Source organism: Radiobacillus deserti, assembly GCF_007301515.1.
GTDB lineage: Bacteria > Bacillota > Bacilli > Bacillales > Amphibacillaceae > Radiobacillus > Radiobacillus deserti.
This window is the reverse complement of the sequence record NZ_CP041666.1, coordinates 1,862,719-1,888,418: the sequence shown is the minus strand read 5'-3', so window position 1 is coordinate 1,888,418 and position 25,700 is coordinate 1,862,719. Positions and strand designations below refer to the sequence as shown.

Genomic DNA, 25,700 nt, shown 5'->3' with positions numbered 1-25,700 from the left:
ACTTTTCCGGCACCAACAGTAATAAAAGAAAAGGGCTGTCCCAATTAGTCTATACAGACTTATGGGACAGCCCCGTTTTTTCTAGAAAAAGATTTTTTTATCTCTTTCTTCTTTAAGAATTTCCACAGCTTCACGGAAACGTTGGGAGTGTACGATTTCCCTTTCTCGAAGGTATTTTAATCCGTCATTTAAATCTGGATCATCAGAAATGTTGATAATCCACTGATATGTCGCACGTGCTTTTTCTTCGGCAGCAATATCTTCATATAAATCTGCGATTGGATCACCTTTAGCTTGGATGTATGTTGCAGTCCATGGGTTACCAGCGGCATTGTGGTAGAATAGGGCACTATCATGATTTACATAATGCGGTGCAAGTCCTGCTTCTTTCAACATTTCAGGAGTTGCGTCCTTTGTTAACTTGTAAATCATCGTTGCGATCATTTCTAAATGGGCAAACTCCTCTGTACCAATATCATTGAGTAAACCAACAACTCTATCCGGAATGGTATAGCGTTGATTGAGATAACGTAAGGCAGCGGATAATTCGCCATCTGCTCCCCCATATTGCTCAATTAAAAATTTTGCAAGCATTGGGTTACATTCTGAAACCTTCACTGGGTACTCTAATTTTTTCTCATAATACCACAAAGAATCTTCATCCTTTCCCTTTTATACCTGCCATGGCCACGGAGCGTCGTCCCAGTTCCATGGATAATCTGAATAACTTCGCCCGTATTGCATCAATGGTCCATATTGCTTTTCGTAAATTTTTTTCAATTGCTTACTTTCTTTTGCGAAATTATTGAATTGTTGAATCGCATCATAGTCCTCAGGATGCGTATCTAAATATAACGTTAACTCGACTAAAACGAAGTCGACTGCTTGAATTTGTTCTAGAAGCTCGTAATATTCAGGCGGCATTTTTTTACTCAACACTATCACCTCGTTTATCTGCCGCTTCGTAAGGGCTGAACAAAGCTGGCCAAAGTGTTCCTCTAAAAAGGGCTTCTTTTGCTGTCGGATATTGTGGAAGATTGGGTGGCTGGAATCCAAGATACAAATTTGGTGGTGTTACGTAACTTTTTATTTCTTTTGGATAACATGGGTCATATGGACTGATATAAGGCTTCCAGTATTTTCTCTGGGTGTACAACACATTTCCTCCTTCCTTCCTCATTATTGCCGTACATTTCATCGTATGGTTTTGTAACTTGTCTCATGCCAATTGCAAAGAAATAGAAGGTAATGAGGGACTAAGTAGCGAATATAATAGTTAGAAATATAAAAAGAGAGGTGTTTGGCATGTTTGTAAAAAGTACAATGATTCCGAACTACAAATGTTTACTTGCACAACCAAATGAACCATTAGCCCCAGTTTTAAAGCAGTTAGAAGACAAAGATATTGAAGCGATGCCTGTTGTGGACGGCGAATTATTTGTAGGTATGATTTCGAAGCAGATCATATACAAATCCTTTTACTACAGTGAAAAGACCAAACACGACTTTCTACACGAAACAACCGTTAATGATGTAATGAAAGAGGATTCTTTTTCTCTGAAAGAAGATGATGTGTTTGAGCATACACTACCTGCTTTTAAAGACTTTCCAATTTTGGCAGTGGTGGATGATCATTTCAAGTTTTTGGGGATTGTAACTCGATATGATGTGATTGAAGTGTTTGAGAGTGCGTTTGGTGTAAAGAGAAAAGGAGTCCGAATCGCATTTACTTCAGAAGAATCCAAGGGAAGATTGTCTCGCTTAGCAGATTTATTAAAACATGTTCATGCGAACGTAATTTCTGTTACTACATTTGATGAAACGGATAAATTAGCACGAAGAATCGTCATAAAGATAGATGAAAGTGATCAGTTAGATAAGTTAGTCCAACGTCTTGAAAAGTCTGGTTTCCGGGTATTAGACGTAAAAGAAGTGTAAGAAAGAATAGCTGATTTTGAAAGAAGGCACAGCGTATGTGGATTTGGATTGCTGGATTTTCACTCATAATCCTAGTCTGCTCTTATATGATGTATAAAGCACATCGTGATATATTGGATAGACGAGAAATCGTTGTATCCTCTTATCCTAAAGACTTCCCACCATTACAACTATTTTTTATCAGTGATATCCATAAGCGCTCGGTATCTACAGAGACGCTTCGTCAAATAGAAGGTGTTCATGCTGTGATTATCGGTGGAGATTTATTGGAAAAAGGGGTTCCGTTTATCCGATTGCGGGAGAATCTTCGACGACTTCGTACATTGAAGGCTCCTATTTACTTTGTATGGGGCAACAACGACTATGAGGTAGACCAACAGCATTTTAAACAAGTATTAGCAGAAGAAAATGTTATTGCTCTATGTAATAATTCTGCACAATTGTCGATAATAGAAAAAACAATAAGAATGGTTGGCTTTGACGATCACGATATGGGACATATAAACAGCTCGGCAGCATTGTCAGAAGCAAAAGATGAATTTACTATTCTACTTTCACATAATCCAAATGGATTTATCCATCTATCCCCACAAGAAGCGGATAAGATAGATCTTGTATTAAGTGGACACACCCATGGTGGTCAAATTCGAATTTTGGGAATTGGGCCCTATACTAAAGGAGGAATAAAATTTTATCATTCTACACCTGTCTTCATTAGTGAAGGATATGGGTTTACGAAATTGCCATTTCGACTTGGAACAAATGCGGAATGCCACATTATAACGGTAATCAGTGAAAAACTGTAACTGTACCATGTTCGTATTTTCTCACATATCATATAATAACAATATGGGAAAAGAGGGGGGATAAGTAATGCGTTTAGAAAGACTATCAACCGATCAATTCAAAATTTTTCTGACATTCGATGATTTAATCGAAAGAGGGTTGACTAAGGAGGACCTGTGGCATGACTTACCGAGAGTACATCAACTTTTCCATGATATGATGTATGAAGCGAGTGATGAATTAGGGTTCGAATTAGAAGGCGTACTGCTTGTCCAGGTGCATCTCATGCAAGCACAAGGGATGTCTGTTATCGTTACACAAAATAAAGAAAGCTTTATCTTAGAGGATGAAGACTTTGTAGAAATGAAGGTTACTTTAGATGAAAGCCGAGAGTTGATTTTTTGCTTTGAGCATTTTGAGCATATTATTCAAGTATGCTACCACTTGACCGAACTAGATATAGACGGTGGTTCTATATTCCTAATGGATGACCACTATTATATGGTCTTTGAGGATGAAGAGATTAAAAATCAAAATAGAGAGCATATCATTGCGATCCTATCTGAATTTTCTTCTCCGAGCATTGTCACCTCGTATCGACTTGAAGAATACGGGAGAAAAATTATGGATGGTAATGCAGTAAATCAAACCGTTACTTATTTTAAGTTATAAAGATTGGGCTGACATAATGTCAGCCTTTTATGTATGGGATTTTTTGTACTAGATTTGATAAGAATTTTAATTAAATTTTTATTGCATATTCACTATGAACGTGTATACTAATGTCTGTAAGAATTGGTAAATAATTTTCCTTATCGAATTCCTTTTAAATAAGTGGATTAAAGACCCCGCTATTGTGGAAAATGAGTAAGGAGAATAGTTTCCTTTTTTTAATTAGGAATGCAAAATTTTTAGGTAGCGATGTACATAGGAGGTAAGTTCATGGTAGCCGATAAAGCATCAGATTCTCCAAATGAAAACAATGACAAGCTTGATGTACTAAAATCAACTCAATCAGTAGTTCGAACAGCATTGGATAAGTTAGGATACCCTGAAGAAGTGTATGATTTGTTGAAAGAGCCTATTCGAATGATGTCCGTTCGAATACCAGTTCGAATGGATGATGATTCGATTAAAATATTTACCGGATTTCGTGCTCAGCACAATGACGCAGTTGGACCTACAAAGGGTGGAGTTCGGTTTCATCCAGATGTTACAGAGAAAGAAGTTAAAGCGCTGTCAATTTGGATGAGCTTAAAAGCAGGTATAGTAGATTTACCATACGGTGGAGGAAAAGGCGGTATTATTTGCGATCCAAGAGAGATGTCTTTCCGGGAATTAGAAGGACTTAGTAGAGGCTATGTACGTGCAATTAGTCAAATTGTTGGACCGACAAAGGATATCCCGGCTCCAGACGTGTTTACCAATCCACAAATTATGGCTTGGATGATGGATGAATATAGCCGTATTGATGAATTCAATAACCCGGGCTTTATAACCGGAAAACCAATAGTTCTTGGTGGTTCCCATGGAAGGGAATCTGCAACTGCTAAAGGGGTTACCATTTGTATTAACGAAGCCATTAAGAAGAAAAATATGAATTTACAAGATGCTCGTGTAGTCATTCAAGGATTTGGTAATGCAGGAAGCTTCCTTGCAAAATTTATGCACGATGCAGGGGCAAAAGTAGTTGGAATATCAGATGCTTATGGTGGTCTTCATGATCCAGAAGGACTGGATATCGATTATTTATTGGATCGAAGAGATAGCTTTGGTACAGTTACCAAACTGTTTAACAATACGATTACGAACAAAGAATTGTTGGAATTAGATTGTGATATTCTAGTTCCTGCAGCAGTTGAAAATCAAATTACAGAAGATAATGCGCACAATATCAAGGCATCAATCGTGGTGGAGGCTGCTAATGGACCGACAACGTTAGAAGCGACAAAGATTCTATCTGAGCGTGGAATTTTACTTGTTCCTGATGTTCTTGCATCCGCAGGCGGAGTTACAGTTTCCTATTTTGAGTGGGTACAAAACAATCAAGGGTACTATTGGTCCGAAGAAGAAATTGAAGAAAAACTGTATAAAGTGATGACCAAAGGATTTAATAATGTGTATAATACAGCCCAAACTAGAAGAGTAGACATGCGATTGGCTGCTTATATGGTTGGAGTTAGAAAAATGGCTGAAGCTGCTCGTTTCCGTGGCTGGATTTAATAGCAAGCACTTATCTTTTAAAGATAAGTGCTTTTTCGTTTTCAAAATCAACAATAATCGGTACAATGAGACGTAATGGAAAAGGTAACGAAGGAGTGTACATCATGCAAGCAGAGCATACTATTATCATTGGTGCAGGCCCATGTGGTTTATCTGTAGGAATAGAATTACAAAAGCTTGGTATCGAGCCATTGATCATAGAAAAAGGAAATGTTGTAGATGCTATCTATAACTATCCAACCCATCAAACCTTTTTTAGCTCAAGCGATAAGCTAGAAATCGGTGGGGTTCCATTTATAACAGAAAAGAAGAAACCAGTACGACTTGAAGCAATGACGTATTATCGAACAGTTGCTGAACGAAGTAAGCTTCAAATCAATAGTTTCGAAGAGGTAACTAATGTAGAAAAGAAAGGGGATCTATTTATCCTTTCTTCTAAAAAAGAAGACGGAAGGATTAAACAATATGAAGCTCGTCATGTTGTTATAGCTACAGGTTACTATAATCACCCGAATCTAATGGGCGTACCCGGTGAATCTTTGTCTAAAGTAATGCATTATTTTAAAGAAGGCCATCCGTATTTCCAAAAAAACGTGACTGTTATTGGTGGGAAAAATTCAGCTGTAGACGCTACTCTAGAACTCCATAAAGCAGGCGCTAATATTACCGTTTTATATCGTGGAAAGTCATATTCACCAAGTGTGAAACCATGGATCTTACCGGAATTCGATTCTCTTGTTCGTCATGAGAAGATTCATATGGAATTTGGGGCCAATATATTGGAAATCAAACAGGATTCAATCAAATATGAGGTGCATGGGGTGGAAAAAGAGATTCCGAATGACTATGTGTTTGCAATGACTGGATACCGTCCTGATTTTAAGTTTCTACGAAAGGTTGGAATTGTGATAAATCCGGAAACCGGCGCTCCAGCTTTTGATGAAGGCACTATGGAGACAAATGTGAAAGGCATGTATGTGGCAGGTGTAGTAGTAGCAGGTTATAACAATAATAAAGTCTTTATAGAAAATGGACGTTTTCACGGAGAACAGATAGCAAACGCAATAAAAACCAGCCTTCGCTAGTCATGATGCTAGGCTGGTTTTTATTATTCAAATAATGCCTTAATTTCTTTGTAATCTTTTGTTTTCTCCAAGGTCATCATTAATTTAATTCTTGCTTTTGGTCCTGTGAGTCCATTGGAAAAAATGACGCCAATATCTCTTAAATGGCTTCCTCCACCATCATATGTATAAGTAGGTTGCACAATCCCTTGATAGCATCTTGATACAAGAACAACAGGAATATGGTCTGCAAGCACTCTTTCTAATGCGCCAACTGTGTCTTTAGGGAGATTTCCTTGTCCCAGTCCTTCAATGACTAACCCGTCCATCTTGGCATGATGTACAGCGGAAATAATGTCTCCATCCATTCCTGCATAAGCTTTTAATAAAACAACTTTATGAGTTAATTGATGAACTTTACAAGTTTCTCGCTCTGTAAGCTGCTGATGAAAAAAGACATTATGCTTTGTAACAATACCAATTGGTCCATATTGTGGGCTTTGAAAGGTTGCAATATTGCTAGTAGAGGTTTTCGTGACGTTGTGAGCGGTATGTATTTCATCATTCATAACGACCATAACCCCTTTACGATTAGCGTTATCATGACTAGCAACGCGAATGGAACAGATTAAGTTGTAAAGTCCATCAGATCCAATTTCATTACTTGAGCGCATGGCGCCTGTGACGACAATTGGCTTGTCTGAATCCAAATATAAATCTAGGAAATATGCTGTTTCTTCTAACGTATCGGTTCCGTGTGTAATGACAACTCCATCTACTTCATTCAATCGAGCCTCGACAACTTTCGCTAACTCTAACATATGTGTTGGCGTTATATGAGGGGAAGGAAGGTGGAATAGATATTCTTCAGACGTTTCCGCATATTCATCAAATAGGTTCGTCATTTTCCCTAGTGGGTGTTCTCCTGTTGGAGAAACGGTTCGAGATATTTTGTCTTCCATCATCGAAATGGTACCACCAGTGTGAATGATTAAAATCTTCTTCATTATTTCACCATCTTTACGTTTTCGCTATTTAATTTCTACCTTTTCCATGATACGATGAAACTACTATAATTGAAAGAGGGTGTCGAAATGTTTGCGATTCTGACTGCGGGAATTGCACCGACACTAGCTTTGTTGGCCTTCTTTTATTTGAAAGATCGCTTCGATTCTGAACCGCTGGCCATGGTGTTCCGAACCTTTTTATATGGGGCTTTGCTTGTTTTTCCTATTATGTTTATTCAGTATGCCTTTATGGAAGAAGGTTTTGGACTAAATCCCTTCATCTATTCTTTCCTGATAACGGGTTTCCTTGAGGAATTTTTTAAATGGTTTATTTTCCTATATACCGTCTACAAGTATTCGGATTTTGATTATATGTACGATGGAATTGTATATGGAGCCGCTTTGAGCTTAGGGTTTGCTACAGTGGAAAATATTCTTTATTTAGTTGCCCATGGCGTGGAAAATGCCTTTAGTCGGGCGCTATTCCCTGTATCATCTCATGCATTATTTGGGGTGATTATGGGATTCTATATTGGGAAAGCGAAATTTGCTAAGAAAAAGCGGAAATTTACTCTTCTATATGCGCTCCTCCTCACTGTTTGTTTGCATGGAACATATGATTATATTCTCGAAACGACTAACGGAAATTGGATTTATGTTTTAATCCCATTTATGATTGGTCTCTGGGTGCTTGCGCTTAGAAAAGTAAAAGTTGCGAACCAGCATAGTTTGAAAAAAGTAATCTATGAGGTTCCATTTAAACATCACGCATAGCTTCTTCCATTGGTTATAAAACCGAAGGAAGGAGCTATTTTTTATATCTCCTATTGTTTACTTGTTCCCGCCAGTAGAATCATGAAAAATTTCCTATGTATAAAAAGGCAGATGTTTCAAAAAATAGATATCAATTACGACAATACTTATATTTCTCTCAGGAGGATGTCGAAATGAAAAAAATAGTGATACCTATTTTAATGGGCTTTGCAATTTTGACAGCAGTCACAACATTTGAAAAACCTGCTGAAGCATTTAGTGGTCAAGTTATTCAGCAGGGTGCTACAGGTGATGATGTCATAGAATTACAGGCAAGATTACAGTACTTAGGATATTATAATAGCCAAATTGATGGTGTATTTGGCTGGGGAACCTATTGGGCACTACGAAACTTTCAGTATGAGTTCGGATTAGAAATTGACGGTCTTGCAGGACAGGAGACAAAACAAAAGCTGGTAGATGCGAGCCAATATGATCGGGCTTTTGTAAAGAAGAATGTAGATGCGGGAAATAAATTTACTTACTATGGGGGAACACCGAAGGAACAACAGGTAAAGAAAAAGAACAACACCACGAATAACAAGCAGCAAGGGAATCAAGGGAAGCAAAATCAACAAGCGAAGCAAGGAAATCAACAAACAAAAACAAAAAACAATAACAAATCGGATACCCCACAACCAACTGCAACCAATGTACCTGCAGGGTTCTCGCAAAATGATATAAAGCTAATGGCAAATGCTGTGCACGGGGAGGCACGTGGGGAACCTTATGAAGGACAGGTCGCAGTTGCTGCAGTCATTCTTAACCGGATTGAGAGTCCTTCTTTTCCAAATACTGTGTCAGGTGTCATTTTTGAACCGCGTGCGTTTACTGCTGTTGCGGACGGACAAATTTGGTTAACTCCGGATGAGTCATCCAAAAAAGCGGTTTTAGATGCAATTAATGGTTGGGACCCAACCGGTAATGCGATTTATTACTTCAATCCTAATACGGCTACCTCAAGTTGGATTTGGGGTAGACCACAGATCAAGCGAATTGGGAAACATATCTTTTGTTTGTAATGACAAGGAAGGTGATTGTAGATGTTGAGATGGATTGGTATTGCTGTATTAACAGTTGGCTTAATCGCAACAGGAGTTTGGGGATATCAAGAACATCGTGAGAAGAATGCAGTATTAATTCAAGCAGAAAACACCTATCAAAGATCGTTCCATGACCTTTCCTATCATATGGACCTACTACACGATAAAATAGGGACAACACTTGCAATGAATTCGAGAGAACAACTATCGCCTCAACTTGCAGAAATATGGCGTTTAACATCGGAGGCACAAAGTGATGTCGGTCAGCTACCATTAGCATTACTCCCATTTAATAAAACGGAGGAATTTCTAGCGAAAGTAGGAACGTTCAGCTATCGAACAGCGGTAAGAGATTTAAACAATAAACCCTTATCCGATGAAGAAGTGGAACAATTGAAAACCTTATATGAACAATCAGGGAATATTGAACAAGAACTTCGGAAAGTTCAGAGCTTAGTACTTGATAACAATTTGCGTTGGATGGATGTACAGCTAGCATTAGCTAGTAGTGAACAGAAGGCAGATAATACTATCATCGATGGTTTTAAAACTGTTGAGGAAACGGTCAAGGGATTTGATGAAGGAAATTTAGGTCCTATGTTAACAGGTGTATCTTCTGAGAATCACGAGTATAAGTATATACAAGGAAACAAAATTTCAGAAAAAGAAGCAAAACAAAAAGCTAGAGATATCTTCGGTTTAAAAAAAGACACAGAAATACGCATAACGAAAAGCGGAGATGGAGCGAATGTCGCGATGTATAGCGCATCTTATAAAGAGAATGGAAAGCATGGTTATTTAGATTTATCAGTAAAGGGTGGACATTTGCTATCCTATATCGTTAATCGAGATATCCAAAAGAAAAAAATCAGCTTGCATGAAGCTAGACAAAAAGCAGAGAAGTATTTAGAAGGCTATGGCTTTGAAAATATGCAGCTCTTTCAAAGTAGTCAGTATGATAATGTCGGTGTCTTTAATTTCCTATATACACAGGATAATGTTCGAATGTATCCTGATTCCATTCAAGTGAAAGTTGGATTGGATAACGGCGAATTATTAGGACTCTCTAGTCGAAACTTTTACATGAATCACCAGGAACGCAAACTATCTGAACCAGGTATTACGGAAGAAGAGGCGAGAGAGAAAGTGAATCCTAATGTAAAAATACAGGAAGCTTACCTCGCGGTTATTAATAATGATATGCAAGAGGAAGTACTTGTTTATGAGTTTTTGGGTGTCTTAGGAAATGAGACATACCGCATATTCATTAATGCAAATACGGGAGTAGAAGAAAAGGTTGAAAAATTAAAAACAACAGAGCTGAAATTTAAGGACAATGTGTAGGGAAGGTTTTTTTAACCTTCCCCTTTTTCTTTTTTTTTGAGATAATAGATGTAGTATAGTTAAGTTGATAAATCTGAAAGAAATGAGGCGGACGTCATGACAAAAATCGGCCTACCGCTTACCTTGGAGTATAAGGTGAATGGGGATAGTGAAATATATAGATGCAAAATTGTAGAAGAAGAAGCGCATCGTATTTATATAGATTATCCTATCCATACTATTTCTGGGCGGACAGGGTTGTTTGAAAAGGGTGCAGAATTTTATGCTAGTTTCGTTGGTACAAACAATTCTGTTTATCAATTCGAAACGCATATCGAAGGAAAGAAAAATTTAAATATCCCAACGTTAGTGCTAAGTTTTCCGGGAGACGAAAAGTTAATTCGCATTCAAAGAAGACAGTATGTAAGAATTGAGAGCTATTTAGACATATCCATACACGATTCTGAACGTAACGTTCCACCATTGACTACCGTAACGCAGGATATTAGTGGTGGTGGAGTATCTGTCATTCTTCCTTCTAATGAGAGAGTGAAGCCAGGGATGATATTAGACATTTGGCTGGTACTTCCGATGGATTCTGGTACAAATGAATATATCCATGCTAAAACGAAAGCGATTCGTGTTCGAGAAGGAAACGAGCATTCATCGACCCTGTCATTAAAGTTTGATGAAATAGCAGATAAAGACCGCCAATCCATTATTCGATATTGTTTTGAAAAGCAGTTAATGGATAGAAAAAAAGGGATTAAGTAAACCTGTATATTTATGGTTTAATCAAGAGATAATAAAAACGAAAACTTGATAAACCCTATCATTCTTGTTTCTTGCAAGAAGCTGAGTCAAGTTTCCTCGTCACTTATGTAAAACGAAAAGGAGGAAGCTAACGTGAAACGAGTAGAACGCTGGTGTCTTTCCTTACTTTTTCTACATGGACTGCTTCTCATCTTTGCCCAACTTCTTATCAGTCAGTCAGATTTTGAGTTATATACGAACCCTGTATTTGAATATATTGGGGTAAACGAGCAAGGTAACGCAAACATAGTAAAAACAATAGACTCTTTTTTTAGTGATGTGTTATCCTTTTAAAAGTTCCAATTAAATAACTACTGATAAGGATTCAGGCCATGAAATCTAGGATGTCCATTTGGGACAAAGGAAACCGGCCTGAATTACTTTGTAATGGACATAAAGATTGAAGCTAGAAAGGGAGTAATGTAACATGTCAACAAAGATAGCTATTGCAATTGATGGACCAGCTGCAGCAGGGAAGAGTACCGTTGCCAAGCAGGTGGCTAGGCGTTTATCTTACATATATATTGATACAGGAGCCATGTATCGTGCTATAACATATAAATCTTTACAACAAGGTTTAGAGTTAGAGGATGAAAAATCTGTTTATGAAGTATTAGTTCAGACTGATATTGCTCTTGTTCAAACGAAAGATGGACAAAACGTATTATTAGATGGTCAGGATGTAACAGAGGAAATACGCAAACAAGATGTTACCAACTCTGTATCCATTGTTGCAAAGCACGCTCTAATTAGAAAAGAAATGGTGGAACGGCAGCAAGCAATGGCTTCCCAACGTGGAGTGGTAATGGATGGTCGTGATATAGGTACGCACGTAATCCCGGATGCGGAAGTCAAAATATTCTTAATTGCTTCTGTGGAAGAAAGAGCGGTCCGTCGTCACCAAGAAAATAAACAAAAAGGATTCCCGTCTGAGTTGGAGCAATTAAAAAGAGAGATTGCTACTCGGGATAAGTTAGATTCGGAACGGGAAGTGTCGCCTCTAGTAAAAGCCGAAGATGCTGTGGAGATAGATACGACATCTCTTTCCATCCAAGAGGTAGTTGATCGAATCTTATCTGTCGTCGAATCTGTTAAAGAAGGGTAAAGGGGGCAAATTAATGAATCTATACTATATCGGAAAACTTTTAGTTGGAATTTATCTTCGAATTATCTATCGTATTCAAGTAGTTGGAAAAGAACATGTACCGAAAAGCGGACCTGTCATTATTTGTTCGAATCATATTTCAAACTGGGATCCGCCACTAGTTGGGGTAACTTGCCCACGTCCTATTCATTTTATGGCAAAAGAAGAGTTATTTCGGAACAGGTTCATTGGAGGATTGTTAAAAAGACTTCAGGCATTCCCTATTAAAAGAGGAATGAAGGACCGAAATGCACTCCGCCAAGGATTAGATATTTTAAAAGACGGGAAAACATTAGGGTTGTTCCCTGAGGGTACAAGAAGTAAAACTGGTGAAATTGGAGAAGGACTTGCGGGAGCAGGCTTCTTCGCTAGTCGTTCATCCGCCACTGTAATACCATGTGCCATTATTGGTCCGTATGAAAAACTTAAACCATTAAGAGTTATTTATGGTAAGCCTATTGCGATGCAAGAATTAAGGGATAAGAAAGCAAATGCCCAAGAAGTAACGGATGCTATCATGGGAGATATTAAAAAATTGCTCGATCAACACAAATAAAATTCCCAATTGCTTGACAAATAGGTTCAAATGTTAGAAGTTAGAAAAAAGAAACAAATTTAGCCGTTTGTTGTGTGGAAATTGAAGGAGGTCTTTATGATGGACGAAATGAATCAAGAAGTGTCAGAGTTTAAAGAACTTTCTGTGGGTGATCAAGTGACGGGTACTGTTGTAAAAGTAGAAGAAAAACAGGTACTCGTTGATATCGGATACAAAGTGGAAGGTATTGTGCCTATTAGCGAATTATCTAGCCTTCACTTAGAGTCATGTGCCGATGCCGTAAAAGAAGGAGATTCAATCACCTTAAAGGTGAAAAAAGTAGACGATGAAGAAATTGTACTATCAAAACGTGCAGTAGACGCGGATCAAGCATGGGATGATCTTCAAGCCAAATTTGAATCTGGTGAAGTATTCGAAGCAGAAGTAAAAGATGTAGTAAAAGGTGGACTTGTTGTAGATGTTGGGCTTCGCGGATTTATTCCAGCTTCGCTCGTAGAATCTTACTATGTAGAAAACTTTGATGATTATAAAAACAAGACGCTTACACTAAAAGTGGTCGAACTTGATAAGTCTCAGAATAGAGTCATTCTTTCTCACCGTGCGGTTTCGGAAGCAGAGGAAGCGAAACAAAAACAAGATTTACTTCACTCTATTGAGGAAGGACAAGTCATTGAAGGGAAAGTACAACGTCTAACAGATTTCGGTGTGTTTGTGGACATCGGTGGAATTGACGGACTCGTACACATTTCACAGCTATCGCATCAACATGTTGAAAAAGCCAGTGACGTTGTTTCAGAAGGGGATACGATTAAAGTAAAAGTACTATCCATAGATCGAGATACGGAACGCATCTCTTTATCCTTAAAAGAAACACTGCCTGGTCCATGGGATGGAGTTGAAAGCAAGCTACAACCTGGCGATATTATCGATGGGACTGTAAGAAGACTCGTGCAATTCGGTGCGTTTGTTGAACTTTTCCCTGGAGTAGAAGGCTTAGTTCATATTTCACAGATTGCGAACCGACATATTGGTACCCCACAAGAAGTGTTGGAAGTTGGACAAACGGTTCAAGTGAAAGTATTAGATGTAAGTGAAGCGGATCAGCGCATTTCATTAAGTATTAAGGAAATTGAGGAAGACCAGCAACAAGAAGATATTAAGCAATATGAAAAAGAAGAGGACCACTCTGGTTTCCAACTTGGCGATATGATTGGTGATAAATTAGATAAGTATAAGTAATTCGCTTGATAAGGCCCCATTATATGGGGCTTTTTTTTGTCTGTAAATTTACTCTTTAGTATGTTTAGATGTCCTCCGCATTAGACATAATGCTAAAAGTAGGAGGTAGCAGGATGGAAGGATTTCTTTTTTTGTGGATTAGCTGGATGATATGGATTATCGTTACTTTTTTATTACCGAAAACTTCCACAAGAACGGTTTGTGCCATTTTCATTTTGTCCACTATATCTTTGTCTAGCGTTTACATTGTTCTGGACGGATTAACGATTTATGTTTCCATCATGGTTCTATTTATATGTGGCTTATGGTTGATATCCGAGACAGGGCACTGGTTACGCTACATTCTGACTTCCACGGCAGTTGGATTAGGCTTCACTGGCTATTTGTTCTGGGAGCAAATAATGCCTGTCATGCTACTCTTATCTCGTAATATAGTCATCCCGTTTATTGCTTCTCTCCTTTTATTTTTTATTACAAAAAATGCACGAGATCAACTTGCGGTTTGGATATCGAGTGCTTGTTTAGGCGAATGTATCCACTCCTTCATCCTTCACGGCTACGGGGTAAACACTTCAGTAGGAGAACTACGTTTTTTAGATGTTATCTGTACCACTATTGCATTTCTGTTTGTCATGCATGGTTTTATGGTGTTTCGGCGTAAACTATATAACGCGATTGATTGGTTAGAAAAGCAAAACAACGAGGTGAAATCATGACAGAATATACATATCCAATAATTTTTGGGGTGATTGTTGGGACGTTATCAAGAATATTAATGCTGCGTACAGATTATCGACAATATCCTACGTACTTACACGGAAGGGTCATCCATATTTCGCTAGGATTCATAGCCGCTGCACTTGGGACTGTCGCAGTGCCAGCAATTATGGAAAAAGAGTTTACCGCAGTTACCTTTTTGACGATTGCTGCTTCTCAATTCCGGGAAGTGAGAAATATGGAACGGAATACGTTAACAGAGCTGGACGCTTTTGAAATGGTTCCACGGGGTAAAACATATATTGAGGGGATTGCGGTAGCCTTTGAGGGGCGAAACTATTTAGTAATCTTAACTTCTTTTATGGGAACATTAGCTTACTTGGTATTTAACATTTGGATCGCAGTCATCGTCGTGATTCTTTGTTTTATTATTATTAAAAAGCTGATGAGTGGTTCAAATTTAAAGGAGATTGTCCACATAGAGCACTGTCCTATTCACTTTGAAGGTGCGGGGTTATATGTAGATGATATTTACATTATGAATATTGGTTTGCCAGAGAGACAGCAAGAAATTTTAAAGTATGGAATGGGGTTTGTTTTAACGCCTAAAAACTTTGACATTCGAACAACGATTGCGAATTTTGGACAGAGACAAGCAATATTACATGACGTTTCTGTTTCATTAGGAGTGTTTCATGATTCAGGGACTCCTGCTTTAGTTCCTTTAATTAAACGGGATTTGGACACTGGAAGAATTGGTGTATTCGTTTTGCCGCAGGATCGTGATATTGATAAAGCAATTACAACCATTGGAGCTGTCCCAGTATTAGAAAATGCCATTAGAAAGCCTTCTGAGTCCAAAGCTAGTAAAAAGGAGGGGACACCACATGCGAATAGAGAAAGCAGTTCTGGCCGTTATCACAACGAACAAAGCAAAGATTGATGGCGGTGCACCTATTTTCCTTTGTGATACTTCGGAAGAGATGGAGAATGTAGCTAAGAACTTAGAGGCCATCTTAGATGGAATCAGTCACGCACTAAGTAATGAGATGCAAATCATCGTCAAGCATTAGTCCATTTGCTTCTCATTTTTTACATATACCATAATAGGAATAACAAGAAAAGATTGTGTAACATTTCCTGTTTTGCTAAAATATAAAAGTTGACAAGCTTTATTTATTTAGATTGCGGAAAAGAAGGGATGTACCTTTCATGAGAAAATCAGTAGTAGCAATAGTCGGAAGACCGAACGTCGGGAAATCGACTATTTTTAATAGGTTAGTAGGGGAACGTATCTCTATCGTTGAGGATGTTCCTGGAGTAACACGTGACCGTATTTACTCCTCAGCAGAATGGTTGCATACTACTTTTAACCTGATCGATACAGGTGGAATAGAAATAGGCGATGAGCCACTTCTTGTTCAAATGAGACAGCAAGCAGAAGTTGCTGTAGACGAAGCCGATGTTATTATTTTTATGGTAAATGGACGTGAGGGTATAACAGGTGCTGATGAAGAAGTGGCGAAGTTGTTATATAAATCGAATAAACCAGTCGTGTTAGCGGTTAATAAAGTAGATAATCCTGATATGAGAGAATCTGTTTATGAATTCTACTCCTTAGGATTTGGGGAGCCATTCCCGATTTCCGGAACACATGGTTTAGGATTAGGAGATTTGTTAGATGAGGTAATAAAGCACTTTCCTGATCAAGAGATGGAAGAAGCTGACGATGATACGATTCATTTTAGTCTAATTGGACGACCGAATGTGGGGAAATCATCTTTGGTAAATGCTTTGCTTAATCAGGAGCGAGTTATTGTAAGTGATATTGCTGGAACTACTCGTGATGCTGTCGATACTCCTTTTACGAAGGATGATCGAGATTTCGTTATTATCGACACCGCAGGAATGCGTAAACGTGGAAAGATTTACGAATCTACGGAAAAATACAGTATTTTACGTGCGCTAAAAGCGATTGAACGTTCCGATGTCGTGTTGACATTAATTGACGCAGAAACAGGGATTATAGAGCAAGATAAAAAAATCGCTGGTTATGCTCATCAAGCTGGTAAAGCAGTCATCATTGTTGTGAACAAGTGGGATAAAATAGAAACGACAGAGAAATCCATGAAAGAATTTGAAGAAAAAATTCGTGCACATTTTCAATTTTTAGACTATGCACCAATAGTTTTCTTATCAGCAAAAACGAAGAAACGAACCCATACCTTACTCCCAAAAGTGTTGGAAGCTAGTGAAAACCATTCTAAACGAGTTGAAACAAGTGTATTAAATGACGTTATTATGGATGCACTAGCCATGAATCCGGCACCAACACTGAAAGGTCAAAAACTGAAGGTACTGTATGCCACTCAGGTTGCCGTGAAGCCGCCAACGTTTGTCGTCTTCGTAAATGATCCAGAATTAATGCACTTTTCTTATGAACGCTTTTTAGAAAATCGTATTCGCGAGGCTTTCGGTTTTGAGGGTACGCCAATTAAAATATTCGCTAGAAGAAGAGCTTAGGAGGGAAAGGATGTCAAAGATAGCCGTTATTGGTGCTGGTAGCTGGGGCACTGCACTTTCCCTTGTACTAGCAGATAATGCTCATGACGTATGTTTATGGAGCCATAGTGAAGAACAAGTCGATGAGTTATTACAAAAGAGAGTAAACGAACGTTATTTACCTGGTGTTCACATCCCAGAGAATGTTTCCTTTCATCATGACTTGAAGGAAGCTTTACAAGAGACTAGTGCTATCTTGTTAGTGGTACCAACAAAAGCAATTCGTCAAGTATGTCGTCAAATTTCGGATGTTTTAGACCATAAAGTGACACTAATTCATGGGACAAAAGGAATTGAACCGAACACATTAAAAAGAGTATCTGAAATGATTGAAGAAGAAATGGATGATGCATTATATGAAGAGGTCGTTGTGCTTTCTGGTCCTAGTCATGCTGAGGAAGTAGGACAAAGACAACCTACTACGGTTACCGTATCCTCCAAAAGCATGAAGGAAGCAGAAAAAGCACAAGATTTATTTATAAATGAGAATTTAAGAGTGTACACAAGTCCAGATATGATAGGTGTTGAGCTAGGCGGTTCATTAAAAAATATAATTGCTCTTGGTGCAGGGATTTCAGATGGTTTGGGCTACGGGGATAATGCAAAAGCAGCGTTAATTACTCGTGGACTTGCTGAAATCGCACGATTAGGTACCTCTATGGGTGCTAATCCACTTACGTTTATTGGTCTTTCAGGTGTTGGGGATTTAATTGTTACTTGTACTAGTGTTCATAGCAGGAACTGGAAAGCCGGAAACCTGTTAGGGAAAGGCAATAAATTAAAGGATGTACTTGATCAAATGGGCATGATTGTAGAGGGGGTAAACACTACAAAAGCGGCCCATCAATTTGCAGAGCAACAACATACAGACATGCCAATCACAAACGGAATTTATCAAATATTATTTGAAGATGCAGCCCCTCGAGATATTGTCGATCAACTGATGACAAGAGGCAGACGTCACGAAATGGAAGATTTGTCTAACATGTTATCTAACTTATACGGGAATTAACACTCCTTTCTACCTTGCATATACTATGTTGAAATGGAATTTAGGCAAGGAGGAATAACATGAACGACAACCAGAAAAATATGTTTGACCACATCCAGAAAAACTCGAACATAAATACAGATCAAATTTTAAAAGCAGCACAATCGTTTAATCAATCGGATTTATCCGATGAAAAATCTGTACGGAACCTTGTAAAACAACTAGCCACTATGGCTGGGAAACCAGTGTCAAAAGAAAAGGAAGATAAGCTCGTTGAAGCCATTACATCTAATAAGATTCCAAAAGATCTAGGTTCATTAAGTCAAATTTTTAAAAAATAAAGGGAGCATAGGCATTTGAGGATGCAAGTAGCAAATGCTTCGCATACAATAAATCGCACAAGCATTTCATTTTAGAGTAGCTGTGGGTTTTATTTAGTCAAACCGAGATGGTACTGCCCCTCCATCTCGGTATTTTCTATGTCATCTTCATGTCTATCCACACAGAGTCAAAAAAACTGTGATATAATACTTAGGGTTGTGGACGAGCTATGATTTCGGGAGGAGGAAGACCGATGTCTACATCAATGTTGAAAATGTATATATCCTTTGCGGGAATGATTTTTTTATTTATATCAATTGGTCTTATCTTATTAAGTAGACATAAGCTCCATGGTGTTTGGGCTGCTATCGTCTCCGTTTTCGCCTACTTATTTCTAATTGTGGGTAGTATCATTATCTTTTACATAGTGTTTAGTGGACCTACTAGCTAAAAAAGGAGGAAGACCAATGAGAAGGTTGGTTGTCATCTTTCTGTTAATGACCACCACGTTACTTAGTGGGTGTTTATACCCTGAAAATAGATTAGCGAAAAATGAGGTGCCGAATGATGTACAGGTTGAAATGGTTCAACAAGCTGTACATCAATACGTCGAAGAAACACAAGGACTTATTCCAATAAAAACAAAACCGGAAGATACCCCTATTTTTCAAAAGTATCTTTTGGACTTTTCTAAACTAAAAGAGTACGGTTTACTATCTAGTATTCCAGGTACCGCATTTGAAAACGGTGGGAATTACCAATATACCATCATTTATCCGGAAAAGAATCCAACCGTGAAAGTTATTGATTTGCGTATAGCGGAAGAAATTCGTGAATTGAATTTTAAAATAAATGCATTTCGATCAGAACATACGTATCCACCATTTGGAGAACCTGTTTCGGATTATATGTTTAAAATCGATTATAAAAAAATAGGACTAGAACATGCTCCATACGTTGTGAGTCCATATTCAGGCAATAATCTTCCTATTTTAATTACTGCAGATGGGGATTTATCAGTAGACTATCGTTCCGATTTATATAATGTGTTAGAAGAAGAGGATCATCACTACCAAGAGGGTGATGATATTCGGTATGCATTAACGGATTATTATCCATTTGCGCCTGCCTATTCTATTCCATACACCTTGAAGGATGGAGAACCGATATTCGCCCCTGATATAGCTAAATAACAAGCAGCACTCCATTGCATGTTTTAATATAAACGAATTATTCATTTTCGGAATATATAAACCCATGCCGCATATAATGTGGCATGGGTTTTTTGTATTTATGTACATTATTTCATGCTAAACGACTCTATGACGCTAGGCTTTTTTATGGATATATTGGTGAGCTTGTTAAAACTTTTTCGCCTTTTTCCATATAAACAAGTCATATTTTGATAGGACAACGTCATAGAATTGTATTGTCAAAGATTCGTAATAGCTCTATGGCGAAGCAGATCGGGAGGGGATCATTTGGAAAGAGTGGATATTTTTAAAGATATCTCGAAGCGGACAAATGGAGATATCTATTTAGGAGTTGTAGGAGCAGTAAGGACTGGTAAGTCTACATTTATTAAAAAATTCATGGAACAAGTTGTTTTACCAAATATCGCAGACGAGGGAGACCGAGCAAGAGCGCAAGACGAACTTCCTCAAAGTGCTGCCGGTAAGACAATCATGACAACAGAACCGAAATTTGTACCAAATCAAGCAGTTTCTGTGCAAGTGGACGAAGGACTGGATGTAAACATCCGTCTCGTAGACTGTGTAGGCTACACCGTGAATAGTGCTCAAGGTTTTGAGGATGAAAACGGCCCTAGAATGATTAATACACCTTGGTATGAAGAACCGATTCCTTTTCATGATGCAGCAGAAATCGGTACAAGAAAAGTTATCCAAGAACATTCCACTTTAGGTGTAGTGGTTACAACAGACGGCACCATTGGAGAGATTCCTCGTGAAGATTATGTAGAATCTGAGGAAAGAGTAGTGGAAGAATTAAGAGAAGTTGGAAAGCCATTTGTCATGGTGATAAATTCTGTACAGCCTTATCATCAGGATACAGAAGAGCTTCGACAAGAGCTTAGTGAGCGCTATGACATACCGGTGCTTGCCATGAGTGTAGAAAGCATGAGCGAGCACGATGTGTACAATGTGTTAAGAGAAGCACTTTATGAGTTTCCAGTACTAGAAGTTAACGTTAATCTTCCTAGCTGGGTTATGGTGTTAAACGAGGATCACTGGCTACGTGAGAGCTACCAGCTAGCAATCCAAGAAACAGTGAAGGATATAAAACGATTGCGCGATGTCGATCGGGTTGTTGGTCACTTTGATGCATATGACTATATTGAACATGCGCAGCTGGCAGGCATGGAAATGGGGGAAGGGGTAGCGGAAATCGACTTGGAAGCACCTGATTATTTGTACGATCAAGTGTTAAAAGAAATCGTCGGAGAAGAAATCCGTGGTAAAGATCACTTGCTTGAGCTTATGCAAGATTTTGCAAATGCTAAGCGGGAATACGATCAAGTGTCCGATGCCTTACAAATGGTGAAACAGACTGGCTACGGGATTGCGGCCCCATCTTTAGCGGATATGGCCTTAGATGAACCAGAAATTATCCGTCAGGGTTCTAGATTTGGCGTACGACTTAAGGCTGTAGCTCCATCTATTCATATGGTAAAAGTGGATGTAGAATCTGAATTTGCGCCAATTATTGGAACAGAAAAGCAAAGTGAAGAGCTTGTCCGCTACTTAATGCAAGACTTTGAAGAGGATCCATTATCTATTTGGGAATCTGATATTTTTGGAAGATCACTAAGTTCCATCGTTAGAGAAGGTATTCAAGCGAAACTCTCTTTGATGCCTGAGAACGCAAGATACAAGTTGAAAGAGACATTGGAACGTATCATAAACGAAGGTTCTGGTGGATTAATAGCAATTATCCTTTAAGCGGCTTATCACAAGCCGCTTTTTTCTTTGTCAAGGAACTTATAAAATTAGCTTGGTGTGGATCACATGCAGAAACAGCCACATCCAGCTCCAGCGCCCAGCGACTAGCGAGACTTCCCTAACCTCCGTACGATAACGATTCGGTCGCTGTGTTTCCTTTATCTCCTGCGGAAGAATGTTCGATTAAAACCGCCGCTTTGCGCGGCAAGTCGAACCACCTGGCATGGCCAGGCGCAGTCCGTACGTCACTAAACGGGCGCTTGCGCTTTTGTTCTTTTTACCTACGAGGTTAGTAAATTCATGATTATATAAAACTTAAATATTGCTCAAACCTTTGTCTGACAAGCGTTGGAAGCTCTTGCATAACCATTCTATCTATGATAACATGCAAATCAATAGACGAGTTAAAACTTAGGAAAATTGAACAATTTTTAGCTAAACTTGTTATTTTATGTTGAATTTACCCGAAAACTCGTTTAATATAAGCCTTGTCATCATATATTTGGTGATACGAGGTATAAAAAAGTGAAAAATGGTGAACAAATGGTAGAATGACTGTCTTTGTTCATACGAATCGGATATAGGTATTGGGAGGAGGTGAATGTCATGAATAAAACTGATCTAATCAATGCAGTTGCAGAAAAAAGCGAACTTTCTAAAAAGGATGCAACAAAAGCTGTTGATGCAGTTTTTGAATCTATCATGGATTCACTTAAAGCTGGAGACAAAGTACAATTAATCGGTTTTGGTAACTTTGAAGTACGTGAGCGTGCGGCTCGTAAAGGTCGAAACCCACAAACAGGTGATGAAATCGAAATCCCTGCAAGCAAAGTACCAGCATTCAAACCAGGTAAAGCCCTAAAAGATACTGTAAAATAATTTACATATGGGCAAAGGGTGCATTATGCACCCTTTTTTTATTGGTTGAAAAAACATGTTAGACAAATACATATCTCGAGATGCAAACATCTATAAGGCGTAGGTGCAGTACTTATGTTATAATTATGTAAATGCTATTTGAAAGGTTTACTATGGAGGGGCTTATGATATGGATTCCATTTCACTAGAATTACAACTCAGACGAGTAAGATTAGCACTAGAGACACAAATTAGTCACCCTTACTTGGAAAAATATATTCCAAAGCCTGTCATAGATAACGATAAATTAATGATTTTAACCTCCTTAATGAACACTACGGATTTACCGGAATCTAAAAAGGATCATTACATCATCACGACGATGCTTGTACAAATCGCATTAGACACGCATGATTTAGTTGCAAATCAATCAGCGGAGCAAGAATCCCTTCAGTACAAAAAGAAGCGTCAGTTAACGGTATTAGCTGGAGATTACTATAGTGGTCTCTATTATTACTTACTAAGTAAACTAGATGATGTAGCTATGATTCACGTACTTGCCTCTGCAATCAAAGAAATCAATGAATTAAAAATGGTGGCCTATTATAATAAACCGGACACGATTCAAGATTGGATGCGTACGGTGAAACAAATTGAATCCTTATTGATTCAGCGAGTCGCCGAACAAATACAAGGGACAGAAATCAACACGTTATCTGAGGAATGGCTTCTGATGACAAGGCTTACGAAAGAAAAACAACATGTTCTTAGCTCTGGTCAATCCTTGTTGTTGGATGTTATGACTCGTCATGAGCTGGCGCAAAATCCAAAAAAACAAGCTGTACAACTTATGGAAGGGGCTATTCAAAAAAGTATGCAAAAGATGGAGACTGCTGTGAATCAACTTCCGCTTAAGTTTCATCAGTTAACAACATATGTTCATGACTTACTGAATGAGTACAGCCGGAAAAACACAAAAGTAGTGGAAGAAGGGTAATAAAGAATGCCACAATCAAAAGAAGAACGTGTCCATGGTGTGTTTGAGAAAATATACGATAGATATGATTTTATGAATTCCGTCATTTCTTTTCAACGACATAAAGCATGGAGAAAAGATGTGATGAAGCGTATGAACGTCCAACCTGGAAATTCCGCTCTAGATGTCTGCTGCGGTACAGGGGATTGGTCTTTTTCGCTAGCCGAAGCTGTTGGTTCTGTTGGAAAAATCGTTGGATTAGACTTCAGTCAGAACATGCTTTCGATTGCAAAGGAAAAGAAACGAAACCGACCTCTTGATCAACTTGAATTTATTCATGGTAATGCGATGGAACTCCCCTTCGAGGATGATACATTTGATTATGCTACGATAGGGTTCGGGTTGCGTAATGTTCCAGATTATAAACAAGTATTATCTGAAATGAAACGTGTTGTGAAGCCAGGGGGAATGGTTGTTTGCTTGGAAACGTCCCAGCCTACAACACCTGGATTTCGTCAGCTTTATTATTTTTACTTTAAATACATTATGCCATTATTTGGTCGCTTATTAGCTAAAAGCTATAATGAATATGCTTGGTTACATGAATCGGCCAAAGATTTTCCAGGAAAAGAACAATTGAAAGCTTTATTTGAGGAAGTTGGATTAACTCAAGTAAACATAAAGAGTTACACTGGTGGTGTAGCGGCAATGCACGCAGGTATTAAACCTCCCACTGAGTAAATAGAATGTAATCTATGAGTAAAAAGGTGACGTCATGAAATTAGCAGCTGCCTATTCCTATCTGAAAACGGAACTAAACCAAATTGAAAAAACATTAAACGAAACCATTCATGCTAAGGACCCCATCCTACGAGAAGCCTCACAGCAACTATTAAAAGCAGGAGGAAAGAGAATTCGTCCTGTTTTTGTTTTGCTTGCAGGCTCTTTCGGCAACTACGATTTCGAGCGGTTAAAGACGGTTGCTGTATCTTTAGAGCTTATTCATATGGCGTCTTTAGTTCATGATGACGTGATCGATGAGGCGGAATTACGACGAGGAAAGCCGACCGTGAAAGCAACATGGGATAATCGAATTGCGATGTATACCGGAGATTATATTTTCGCAAGATCGTTGGAATATTTGACTGGTATCGATAATCCGAGAGCACATAGAATTCTTTCAGAAACGGTAGTAGAGCTTTGTATTGGAGAACTCAAGCAAATGGAAGAAAAATATAACATCGATCAATCCATACGTAACTACCTGAGAAGGATTAAGCGAAAAACGGCCCTTCTTATTTCCTCTAGTAGTCAGCTCGGGGCAGTAGCATCTGGAGCAACAAAAGAATATGAGACCGCGTTAACCAAGTATGGCTATTATGTGGGAATGTCCTATCAAATAATTGATGACATCTTGGATTTCACCTCCTCATCCTCTGCATTAGGAAAGCCGGCGGGTGGGGACCTATTACAAGGAAATATAACGCTACCCGTATTTTTTGCGATGGAGGATGTGGCGTTTAAGAATAATCTTCGAAAAGTGTTGGCTGCTGAAGAAAATCTTGATCCGAAAGATATCCAACCATTCATTGACTATATAAAACAAAGTGATGCGATTGACCGTGCTTACCAAGTCAGTGAAATGTACTTGAATAAAGCCTATCAAGCATTACAAGTGTTACCGGACACAAAAGCTAAACAAACATTAACAACGATTGCAAAATATATTGGAAAACGAAAAAATTGACTCGTTGTCAGATGTTACATTCTTTGATAGAATCTATGAGGGTAGTTTTATAGCGCTTTCATAAATACATAAACGAAGAGGTGTAACGATGGAAAAGACATTTTTAATGGTAAAACCTGATGGAGTACAAAGAGACCTAGTAGGGGACATAGTTTCTCGTTTTGAAAAGAAAGGCTTTAAACTAGCTGGTGCCAAGCTAATGAAAATTACGGAAGCGTTAGCAGAAGAGCATTACGCTGAGCACAAAGGGAAACCGTTTTTCCAAGAATTGGTAGGTTTTATTACTTCCGGACCAGTATTTGCTATGGTATGGGAAGGGGAAAATGTTATTGCAACAGCTCGTCAAATGATGGGTAAAACAAATCCTCAAGATGCTCTACCTGGAACGATTCGAGGGGACTTTGGATTAACGGTTGGAAAGAATGTCATTCACGGATCTGATTCACCAGAAAGTGCAGAAAGAGAAATTGGACTATTTTTCTCTAATTCGGAACTGGTCGAATACTCGAAACATAGTAAACAATGGATATATTAATTATTTCATGAACCCCTATTTTTAGGGGTTTTTCTTTTGGGCATTCTCGGTTATGATAAAGAATATAAATGGTAGAGGAGATAG

At 38.4% G+C, this 25,700-nt stretch carries 31 protein-coding genes; 27 read left to right on the top strand and 4 right to left on the bottom strand.

The window, feature by feature from the left end:
• Positions 1–81 precede the first annotated feature (81 nt).
• Genes FN924_RS10010 through FN924_RS10000 form a run of 3 tightly spaced genes read right to left on the bottom strand, consistent with a single transcriptional unit; the run spans position 82 to position 1,156 of the window.
• On the bottom strand, positions 82–651 hold the full coding sequence (locus FN924_RS10010) for a manganese catalase family protein (protein ID WP_143894117.1): 570 nt from the start codon (positions 649–651) through the stop codon (positions 82–84).
• A 21-nt stretch (positions 652–672) separates the two neighbouring features.
• The gene (locus FN924_RS10005) at positions 673–924 is read right to left on the bottom strand and encodes a spore coat protein CotJB (RefSeq protein ID WP_143897182.1); all 252 of its coding nucleotides are present in this window, start codon (positions 922–924) and stop codon (positions 673–675) included.
• 4 nt (positions 925–928) lie between these two features.
• Positions 929–1,156, bottom strand: coding sequence for a spore coat associated protein CotJA (locus FN924_RS10000; RefSeq protein ID WP_143894115.1), 228 nt, complete (start codon positions 1,154–1,156; stop codon positions 929–931).
• Between the two features lie 149 nt (positions 1,157–1,305).
• Between FN924_RS10000 and FN924_RS09995 the strand changes: the two genes are divergently transcribed.
• The 5 genes from FN924_RS09995 to FN924_RS09975 all read left to right on the top strand — a co-directional run bounded on the left by FN924_RS09995 (position 1,306) and on the right by FN924_RS09975 (position 6,032).
• Positions 1,306–1,938, top strand: coding sequence for a CBS domain-containing protein (locus tag FN924_RS09995; protein ID WP_143894113.1), 633 nt, complete (start codon positions 1,306–1,308; stop codon positions 1,936–1,938).
• Between the two features lie 35 nt (positions 1,939–1,973).
• A complete protein-coding gene (locus FN924_RS09990; protein ID WP_143894110.1) occupies positions 1,974–2,744 on the top strand; it encodes a metallophosphoesterase in 771 nt (256 codons plus the stop codon).
• A 67-nt stretch (positions 2,745–2,811) separates the two neighbouring features.
• Positions 2,812–3,396 carry a genetic competence negative regulator gene (locus FN924_RS09985; protein ID WP_143894109.1) on the top strand — a complete coding sequence of 195 codons (585 nt, stop codon included), beginning with the start codon at positions 2,812–2,814 and terminating at the stop codon, positions 3,394–3,396.
• Between the two features lie 270 nt (positions 3,397–3,666).
• Positions 3,667–4,947, top strand: coding sequence for a Glu/Leu/Phe/Val family dehydrogenase (locus FN924_RS09980; RefSeq protein WP_143894107.1), 1,281 nt, complete (start codon positions 3,667–3,669; stop codon positions 4,945–4,947).
• Positions 4,948–5,051: 104 nt separating this feature from the next.
• The gene (locus FN924_RS09975; RefSeq protein WP_143894105.1) at positions 5,052–6,032 is read left to right on the top strand and encodes a YpdA family putative bacillithiol disulfide reductase; all 981 of its coding nucleotides are present in this window, start codon (positions 5,052–5,054) and stop codon (positions 6,030–6,032) included.
• 23 nt (positions 6,033–6,055) lie between these two features.
• Here the strand turns inward: FN924_RS09975 and FN924_RS09970 are convergent, their stop codons facing one another.
• Positions 6,056–7,018 (bottom strand): asparaginase, encoded by a 963-nt coding sequence (locus FN924_RS09970; protein WP_143894103.1) that lies wholly within the window; start codon positions 7,016–7,018, stop codon positions 6,056–6,058.
• An 87-nt stretch (positions 7,019–7,105) separates the two neighbouring features.
• Here FN924_RS09970 and prsW point away from each other — a divergent pair, with 87 nt between their 5' ends.
• The 22 genes from prsW to ndk all read left to right on the top strand — a co-directional run bounded on the left by prsW (position 7,106) and on the right by ndk (position 25,616).
• Positions 7,106–7,792 (top strand): glutamic-type intramembrane protease PrsW, encoded by a 687-nt coding sequence (gene prsW / locus FN924_RS09965; RefSeq protein WP_143894101.1) that lies wholly within the window; start codon positions 7,106–7,108, stop codon positions 7,790–7,792.
• Positions 7,793–7,992: 200 nt separating this feature from the next.
• Positions 7,993–8,853, top strand: coding sequence for a spore cortex-lytic enzyme (sleB, locus tag FN924_RS09960; RefSeq protein WP_228409658.1), 861 nt, complete (start codon positions 7,993–7,995; stop codon positions 8,851–8,853).
• A 21-nt stretch (positions 8,854–8,874) separates the two neighbouring features.
• Entirely contained in the window at positions 8,875–10,218 is a 1,344-nt protein-coding gene (gene ypeB / locus FN924_RS09955; protein ID WP_143894097.1) for a germination protein YpeB, read from the top strand.
• Positions 10,219–10,314: 96 nt separating this feature from the next.
• Positions 10,315–10,971, top strand: coding sequence for a flagellar brake protein (locus FN924_RS09950; protein WP_143894095.1), 657 nt, complete (start codon positions 10,315–10,317; stop codon positions 10,969–10,971).
• A gap of 132 nt (positions 10,972–11,103) precedes the next feature.
• Complete coding sequence (locus tag FN924_RS09945; protein WP_143894093.1) at positions 11,104–11,304, top strand: DUF5359 family protein; 201 nt, start codon at positions 11,104–11,106, stop codon at positions 11,302–11,304.
• 133 nt (positions 11,305–11,437) lie between these two features.
• Positions 11,438–12,115 (top strand): (d)CMP kinase, encoded by a 678-nt coding sequence (gene cmk, locus FN924_RS09940; protein WP_143894091.1) that lies wholly within the window; start codon positions 11,438–11,440, stop codon positions 12,113–12,115.
• A 13-nt stretch (positions 12,116–12,128) separates the two neighbouring features.
• Complete coding sequence (locus FN924_RS09935) at positions 12,129–12,710, top strand: lysophospholipid acyltransferase family protein (protein ID WP_143894089.1); 582 nt, start codon at positions 12,129–12,131, stop codon at positions 12,708–12,710.
• A gap of 99 nt (positions 12,711–12,809) precedes the next feature.
• On the top strand, positions 12,810–13,949 hold the full coding sequence (gene rpsA / locus FN924_RS09930) for a 30S ribosomal protein S1 (RefSeq protein WP_143894087.1): 1,140 nt from the start codon (positions 12,810–12,812) through the stop codon (positions 13,947–13,949).
• A 113-nt stretch (positions 13,950–14,062) separates the two neighbouring features.
• Entirely contained in the window at positions 14,063–14,665 is a 603-nt protein-coding gene (locus FN924_RS09925; RefSeq protein WP_143894085.1) for a YphA family membrane protein, read from the top strand.
• On the top strand, positions 14,662–15,609 hold the full coding sequence (locus FN924_RS09920) for a YIEGIA family protein (RefSeq protein ID WP_143894083.1): 948 nt from the start codon (positions 14,662–14,664) through the stop codon (positions 15,607–15,609). The genes FN924_RS09925 and FN924_RS09920 overlap by 4 nt, the downstream gene beginning before the upstream one ends.
• Complete coding sequence (locus tag FN924_RS09915) at positions 15,554–15,739, top strand: capping complex subunit for YIEGIA (RefSeq protein WP_143894082.1); 186 nt, start codon at positions 15,554–15,556, stop codon at positions 15,737–15,739. The genes FN924_RS09920 and FN924_RS09915 overlap by 56 nt, the downstream gene beginning before the upstream one ends.
• Positions 15,740–15,878: 139 nt before the next feature.
• Complete coding sequence (der, locus tag FN924_RS09910) at positions 15,879–17,189, top strand: ribosome biogenesis GTPase Der (protein ID WP_143894080.1); 1,311 nt, start codon at positions 15,879–15,881, stop codon at positions 17,187–17,189.
• A 10-nt stretch (positions 17,190–17,199) separates the two neighbouring features.
• Positions 17,200–18,240, top strand: a complete 1,041-nt coding sequence (locus FN924_RS09905; protein WP_143894078.1) for an NAD(P)H-dependent glycerol-3-phosphate dehydrogenase — start codon at positions 17,200–17,202, stop codon at positions 18,238–18,240.
• A gap of 59 nt (positions 18,241–18,299) precedes the next feature.
• Positions 18,300–18,560 (top strand): stage VI sporulation protein F, encoded by a 261-nt coding sequence (locus FN924_RS09900; protein WP_143894076.1) that lies wholly within the window; start codon positions 18,300–18,302, stop codon positions 18,558–18,560.
• A gap of 233 nt (positions 18,561–18,793) precedes the next feature.
• Positions 18,794–18,991 (top strand): DUF2768 domain-containing protein, encoded by a 198-nt coding sequence (locus FN924_RS09895; RefSeq protein WP_143894074.1) that lies wholly within the window; start codon positions 18,794–18,796, stop codon positions 18,989–18,991.
• Positions 18,992–19,007: 16 nt separating this feature from the next.
• On the top strand, positions 19,008–19,733 hold the full coding sequence (locus tag FN924_RS09890) for a hypothetical protein (RefSeq protein ID WP_143894072.1): 726 nt from the start codon (positions 19,008–19,010) through the stop codon (positions 19,731–19,733).
• 288 nt (positions 19,734–20,021) lie between these two features.
• Positions 20,022–21,500 (top strand): stage IV sporulation protein A, encoded by a 1,479-nt coding sequence (gene spoIVA / locus FN924_RS09885; protein ID WP_143894070.1) that lies wholly within the window; start codon positions 20,022–20,024, stop codon positions 21,498–21,500.
• A gap of 606 nt (positions 21,501–22,106) precedes the next feature.
• Complete coding sequence (locus FN924_RS09880) at positions 22,107–22,379, top strand: HU family DNA-binding protein (protein WP_143894068.1); 273 nt, start codon at positions 22,107–22,109, stop codon at positions 22,377–22,379.
• Between the two features lie 169 nt (positions 22,380–22,548).
• Positions 22,549–23,355, top strand: coding sequence for a heptaprenyl diphosphate synthase component 1 (locus tag FN924_RS09875; RefSeq protein WP_143894067.1), 807 nt, complete (start codon positions 22,549–22,551; stop codon positions 23,353–23,355).
• A gap of 6 nt (positions 23,356–23,361) precedes the next feature.
• A complete protein-coding gene (gene menG / locus FN924_RS09870; RefSeq protein WP_143894065.1) occupies positions 23,362–24,075 on the top strand; it encodes a demethylmenaquinone methyltransferase in 714 nt (237 codons plus the stop codon).
• A 34-nt stretch (positions 24,076–24,109) separates the two neighbouring features.
• Entirely contained in the window at positions 24,110–25,081 is a 972-nt protein-coding gene (hepT, locus tag FN924_RS09865; protein WP_143894063.1) for a heptaprenyl diphosphate synthase component II, read from the top strand.
• A gap of 88 nt (positions 25,082–25,169) precedes the next feature.
• Positions 25,170–25,616 carry a nucleoside-diphosphate kinase gene (gene ndk / locus FN924_RS09860; RefSeq protein WP_143894060.1) on the top strand — a complete coding sequence of 149 codons (447 nt, stop codon included), beginning with the start codon at positions 25,170–25,172 and terminating at the stop codon, positions 25,614–25,616.
• The last annotated feature ends 84 nt before the right edge of the window (positions 25,617–25,700 follow it).